Below are 5,736 nucleotides of genomic sequence, written 5' to 3'. Positions count from 1 at the left end.
CGACAGTTCCAGCAGAGGATTTCTTTTTTTTTTTTCAAGCAGAAGACGGCATACGAGCTGAGCGCTAGTCTCGTGGGCTCGGAGATGTGTATAAGAGACAGCCCCTCGCCCGCATTGAGTGGGAGAGGGGGCTGGGGGGTGAGGGAACTTTTTCCCTTAGAAAATTTCCTGCAAGGCCACCATTTGCTCACGCGATGGGCCGACCGAAATCATACCCAAGCGCACGCCAACCAATTGGCTTAAACGGCGCACATAGCGTTGCGCAGCTTCGGGCAACTCATCAAGGGTGCGGGCATCGCTGGTATTGGTTTTCCAGCCTGGATATTCTTCGTAAATTGGCTCGACTTGGCTCAGCACCGAAATCGACGATGGGAACGAATCAAGCTCGGTGTCGTTCCAGCGATAGCCAATACAAATCTTCAGCGTCTCAACATCATCAAGCACATCGAGCTTGGTTAGGGCGATTGAGCTAATGCCATTGATTTCTGCTGCGTAGCGGGCCGCAACTGCATCGAACCAACCAACCCGCCGAGGCCGCCCAGTAGTCGTGCCAAATTCTTGGCCGGCTTGGCGAATATGCTCGCCAAGATCATCGGTTAATTCGGTTGGGAAGGGGCCGCCGCCAACGCGGGTTGTGTAGGCTTTGTAAATCCCCACCACGCCATTCAAACGCATCGGCGGAATCCCAGCGCCTTGGCATGCTCCTGCTGAGCCAGTTGCGGTTGAAGTCACATAGGGGAAGGTGCCATAATCAACATCCAACAAGGCCCCTTGATTGCCTTCGATCAAAATCGGAATATCGCGGCGCAAGGCATCTTGCACCATGCCATGGATTGGCACGATATGCGCTTCGAGTTGGCGACCAAATTCCAAATATTGCAAATACATATCGTGCAACGATGCACTCGGCTGAGCGCTATACATTTTGTTCAGCACGCGACCTTTATATTCCAAAACACTGGTTAGGCGGCTAAGCAAGGTTTCTTCGTGCAACAAATCGCCCATGCGAATGCCCATGCGCGAAGCTTTATCAACATAGGCTGGGCCAATGCCACGCTTGGTAGTGCCAATTTCGTTTGCGCCACGATCTTTTTCTTCGAGCGCATCGAGCGAAACGTGATAGGGCATCACGACATGGGCGCGGTCGCTGATATACAATTTATCAAGCGAAACATTGGCCTCGCGCAAGGCTTGAAGTTCCTTCATCAAGACCGCAGGATCGATGACCGTGCCTGCGCCGATAATATTAACCACATTGGCATCGAAAATTCCGGCTGGCGTGAGGTGCAATTTAAATGTGCCAAGCGGGTTGATCACGGTATGGCCGGCGTTGGAGCCACCGGCAGCGCGAATAACCATTTTGGCTTTGGTTGCCAATAAATCGACAACACGACCTTTGCCCTCGTCGCCCCATTGAGCGCCAAGAACTGCAACGACTGGCATATGTATCACCTTTTCTGTAAGAGGAGCAAATACCGTGGTTATGGGCGACCGAGCAAACGCAAACGGAATAACGCCCAAACCGTCAAAAAGCCATATTTGGGGTGCATTTTCTTGCCCTCTTCGTAGGTACGCCCCAAGTATGTAATTGGCACTTCAAAAATTCGCTCACCCTGCATCAGAACCTTCGCCGTTATTTCTGCCTCAATCCGAAAATCGCTAGAAACCAAGTTCATCGAGCGCATAATATCGGTGCGCATGACCTTGTAGCAGGTTTCCATATCGGAGATCCAACAGTTGAACAGCAAATTGGTTAAAAAGGTGAGACCTTTGTTGCCAATAGCATTCCAAAAATACATGCCGGTATGCCGACCCATAAAGCGCGAACCAAACGCAACATTAACCAAGCCCGCTTCAATGGGTTTGATCAATTCATAAAAATCTTGGGGGTCATATTCGAGGTCGGCATCCTGAATCACAACAATCTCGCCAGTTGCGTGGGTAAGGGCCGTGCGAATGGCTGCGCCCTTACCGCTATTGTGGCTATGCCGCACAACCTGCATGTGTGGGTAGGTTGTCGTTAATTGTTGTAAGACCTGATAGGTAGCGTCTTTCGAACAATCATCGACGGCGATCCATTGCATTGGAATTGTAATTTGCGCCAAGCGCTCTAGCATTTTTGCAATCGTTGCTGCTTCATTGTAGCAAGGAATTAACACAGATAAAAGCATCATTTTTTCCTAAAAATCCCCAAGCAGCAATGCAGCTAGAACACAAACAACACAAGCACAATCAAAATAGCCAGAATGGCAATTGCCGCTCCCAAGAATTTAAGTTGTTCTGTTTGGCGTTGTTTGGCAATAATCACGCGACATTCTGGGCAGTAGGGTACATCGGGTAAGGTTGCACTCAACAGGGAAGGGGTTTTAAAAGCTGCTTGCACCAGCTCTTTGAAGGTAATCAAAGGCTGCGCCATGCGCACATCATCAGGCGTAAGCTGGCGTTTACAGCGGGTACAGACAACAGGTGATTCGGTACTCATGGCGCATCCTTTACAATTACAATGAACGAACGTAGCGCTCGATTCGTTCTAAGGCGGTTTCAATATTATCCATGCTGGTTGCGTAGCACATACGCACGAAGCCAGCGCCGCTTGGCCCAAAGGCATCGCCTGGTACAACCGCAACTTTTTCATTATAGAGCAAGCCTTCAACAAAGGCTTCACTGGTTAGCCCCAGGCTGCTAACTTGGGGGAACACGTAAAACGCGCCTTGTGGTTCGAAGGTTGGCAGGCCAATTTGGCGCAACCCAGCCACAATTACTTGGCGACGACGATCGTATTCGCTGACCATGCGTTGCACATCTTCTTCGCCTGTTTGCAAGGCTGCCAAACCAGCATATTGGGCAACCGTTGGCGCAGACATAATAGCGTATTGATGGATTTTGCGCACAGCATTGGCAATTTCTGCTGAGGCTGCCAACCAACCCAATCGCCAGCCAGTCATCGCGTAGGCCTTCGAGAAGCCACCAAGCAAAATTGTGCGTTCGCGCATACCAGGCAATTGGGCAAAACTGGTGTGCTCAACGCCATAGACCAAGCGATCGTAAATCTCATCGGAGAAAACCAAGAGATCGTATTGTTCGGCCAATGCAGCAATATCCAACAAGCGTTCGCGGCTCATTACCGCACCAGTTGGATTATTGGGATAGCCAATTAAAATCGCTTTGGTTTTGGGCGTAATTGCCGCCTCGATTGCCTCACGAGTTACTTGAAACTCTTGCTCAACCGAGGTGCTGACATAGACCGGAACCCCGCCAGCAAACACCACACTTGGGCCATAGGCCACAAAACATGGCTCAGGAATAATTACTTCATCGCCAGGATCGATGGTGGCCAACATTGCATTTTGCAAGGCTTCGCTGACCCCAACCGTAATCAACAACTCATTCTCAGGATCATAATTAATCCCATACAGCTGATTGAGATGTTTTTGCAATTCCTGGCGCAGCTCGATCGTCCCCGAGTTTGAGGTATAGGCAGTTTTGCCTTGTTGCAACGAACGAATACCCGCTTGGGTAATCGTGTAGGGCGTGACAAAATCTGGCTCGCCGATTCCGAGCGAAATCACATTCTCCATTGTGGCAGCAATATCAAAAAACCGCCGTATCCCTGATGGTGGAACGCTCTGCACCCTTGCAGAAAGTCGCTCACGCGTCATGGCTGCCTCCTTGGCTGCTTGATTTGGCTTGCTGGTCTATGATACCACAGCCATTTTGCAAAAAAACATCCCCCTGAATCGCCGCAGCAATCCAGGGGGAATCGATTGAACGAGCCAATCAAATGCTTATTGAGCAGCGGCTTTGATAGCGATGACCAAAATGCCATCGCCCATGCCCATGCTCGCGCGTTCGACGGTCATAATGACCAAGGCTTCGCCAGCGCTCATGTTGGTGTAGGTCAAGGTTTGTGAGCCAGCCATGCCGGTGCTATCGCCAACAGGCATAGCCATCCAGCCAGCAGCTTCTAATTCGGTGTCATAGAAGCTTTTGATTTCTGCAGGGGTAGCAGTTGAAACATAGGCTGCTTTGCCCAAGACATTGGTATCGCCAGCGCTGCCAGCAAAACCTTTTTCAAAGCTTTCCATGAACGCATCGGTCACAGCATCATCACCAGCTTTGTATTCTTCGCTGCTTGGTGGCGCTGGAATATCGCTCAAGTCGCCAGCTGGCAGTGGATCGCTGCCGCCGATTTCAGCAGTAGCGTCAGGCATGGTGCTGCCACCGCCACCCAAACGACCAACAGTCGTGAAGATGATCGATTGGTTCATGCTGGTATCAACGGTTGAAAGATCCAACACGCCGATCATAGCAACCGTGGTTGGTGAGCTTGCGCTTGGGTAAACCAATACTTTACCAAAGTTTTGGTCTTGAACTTGGCCCGTGCCCCAACCGTAGTTTGCCATTTCACCTTCGTAGAAATCCACCATGGTTTGAGGAGTTTCTTCGGTGATGTAGTAGGTCAATGGTTCGAGATCCAAGCCAGTTTGTTTTTCTTGGTTTTCGAATTCGCCTTCCATGCCACCAATAGCTGCGTCAATAATGGCGTTTTCGCCTTTGACGTATGGCTCGCTTTGCGGTGGAGCTGGAATTTCAGCTGCATCAGTTGAAGGGCTGCCAGTGTCGCGGGTTGGTTCAACAGCTGCTGCTTCGGTTGCCGTTGGCATCGCAGCTTCAGTTGGCGCTGTGGTTGCAGTTGGAGCCGTGGTTGCGGTTGGAGCGGCAGTGCTGCCACAAGCGCTTAATGCTAGGGCAATTAAAATTGCGCTAATCGTCCGTTTTGACATGAGGGTCAATCCTCCTAAATAAAATCTGTTGTCGGCATTCCTACTGCCAAGAGGGTTCCTACTTAGCAATGATCGCGCCACCCATCTTCCAAACTCTCAAATCACAAACGTGCCCTACCAACAACTGTGTGGTAATAATCACAAGCTTTGGTACGCCAATATCACTATAAAGGTTACAACCCATCCAAAGTCTGGCAATCGGCGACACAAAGCCCTCAGCCTAAGCACTTGCTCAACACTGAGGGCCAGCGTAAACCTTGCAGATTTGGAACCTTATTTGACGTTGGTGCCAGTTGTAATAACCAGAATCCCCGTACCACCAGCCATACTCATATCAATCATATTGATTGCAGCCACATTGGTATCTGCTTGGAAGTTGACTGAGGTCGTATCGGGAAGTGATGGTGATTCGATGGTTTTCCAACCACGCTTGGTCATTTCAGTGGTATAGAAATTCTTAATTTCTTCCGTGCTTGCGGTTGAAATATAGAATTTATTGGTTGTGCTTGTGCCACTGCTGGCCATGCTTTGACCGAAACTATCGACCATAATATCCAAGGTTGGATCTTGGCCTTTTTGATATTCGCTGCTGCTTGGAGGCGCAGGAATCGTTGTATCGGTTACCCCACCGCCACAGCCAACTAAGCCAACCATTAATACGACGAGTAATACATACCCAAAAAACCGTTGCATTCGACCATCCTCCTAGTAAGTGTTTATTGTTACGCCATCATGACGTATCAATTTTACAAACCGTTCCTTAAACGTTAGTCCAATTGCTTGGCACACTGTTTTTGGTTGTTAAGGCACATCAATTGCGCTGGTGCAAAGTTGACGAACGCATCATACACGCCTTGTCAACCCCTGAATCAAAGGATGAAGGATGAGGGATGAAGGATGAAGTCGATAGTTCAGGCAGAAAGAGCATAGAACATAGGGGTTGGGGATCGGG

General features: G+C 49.7%; 6 protein-coding genes. All 6 read right to left on the bottom strand.

Annotation, left to right across the window (positions count from 1 at the left end; translation table 11 throughout):
- Window positions 1-156: 156 nt before the first annotated feature.
- Entirely contained in the window at window positions 157-1,443 is a 1,287-nt protein-coding gene (locus C5S61_RS00260) for an adenylosuccinate synthase (RefSeq protein WP_110513119.1), read from the bottom strand.
- Between the two features lie 38 nt (window positions 1,444-1,481).
- Window positions 1,482-2,174 (bottom strand): glycosyltransferase family 2 protein, encoded by a 693-nt coding sequence (locus tag C5S61_RS00255; protein WP_110513117.1) that lies wholly within the window; start codon window positions 2,172-2,174, stop codon window positions 1,482-1,484.
- Between the two features lie 32 nt (window positions 2,175-2,206).
- Window positions 2,207-2,482, bottom strand: a complete 276-nt coding sequence (locus C5S61_RS00250) for a hypothetical protein (RefSeq protein ID WP_110513115.1) — start codon at window positions 2,480-2,482, stop codon at window positions 2,207-2,209.
- 16 nt (window positions 2,483-2,498) lie between these two features.
- On the bottom strand, window positions 2,499-3,659 hold the full coding sequence (locus tag C5S61_RS00245) for an aminotransferase class I/II-fold pyridoxal phosphate-dependent enzyme (RefSeq protein ID WP_110513113.1): 1,161 nt from the start codon (window positions 3,657-3,659) through the stop codon (window positions 2,499-2,501).
- Between the two features lie 126 nt (window positions 3,660-3,785).
- Window positions 3,786-4,784 (bottom strand): hypothetical protein, encoded by a 999-nt coding sequence (locus tag C5S61_RS00240; protein WP_110513111.1) that lies wholly within the window; start codon window positions 4,782-4,784, stop codon window positions 3,786-3,788.
- Between the two features lie 273 nt (window positions 4,785-5,057).
- A complete protein-coding gene (locus tag C5S61_RS00235) occupies window positions 5,058-5,477 on the bottom strand; it encodes a hypothetical protein (protein WP_110513109.1) in 420 nt (139 codons plus the stop codon).
- Between the last annotated feature and the right edge of the window lie 259 nt (window positions 5,478-5,736).

Origin of the sequence: Herpetosiphon llansteffanensis, assembly GCF_003205875.1 — a bacterium.
In the GTDB taxonomy this organism is placed as follows: domain Bacteria; phylum Chloroflexota; class Chloroflexia; order Chloroflexales; family Herpetosiphonaceae; genus Herpetosiphon; species Herpetosiphon llansteffanensis.
Note: the sequence above shows the minus strand (reverse complement) of the source record. Positions and strands in the feature narration are given on the sequence as shown.

Excerpts from the sequence above, each read along its gene's own strand:
- C5S61_RS00260 (WP_110513119.1), bottom strand. The coding sequence starts at position 1,443 with ATGCCAGTCGTTGCAGTTCTTGGCGCTCAATGGGGCGACGAGGGCAAA.
- C5S61_RS00255 (WP_110513117.1), bottom strand. The coding sequence starts at position 2,174 with ATGATGCTTTTATCTGTGTTAATTCCTTGCTACAATGAAGCAGCAACG.
- C5S61_RS00250 (WP_110513115.1), bottom strand. The coding sequence starts at position 2,482 with ATGAGTACCGAATCACCTGTTGTCTGTACCCGCTGTAAACGCCAGCTT.
- C5S61_RS00245 (WP_110513113.1), bottom strand. The coding sequence starts at position 3,659 with ATGACGCGTGAGCGACTTTCTGCAAGGGTGCAGAGCGTTCCACCATCA.
- C5S61_RS00240 (WP_110513111.1), bottom strand. The coding sequence starts at position 4,784 with ATGTCAAAACGGACGATTAGCGCAATTTTAATTGCCCTAGCATTAAGC.
- C5S61_RS00235 (WP_110513109.1), bottom strand. The coding sequence starts at position 5,477 with ATGCAACGGTTTTTTGGGTATGTATTACTCGTCGTATTAATGGTTGGC.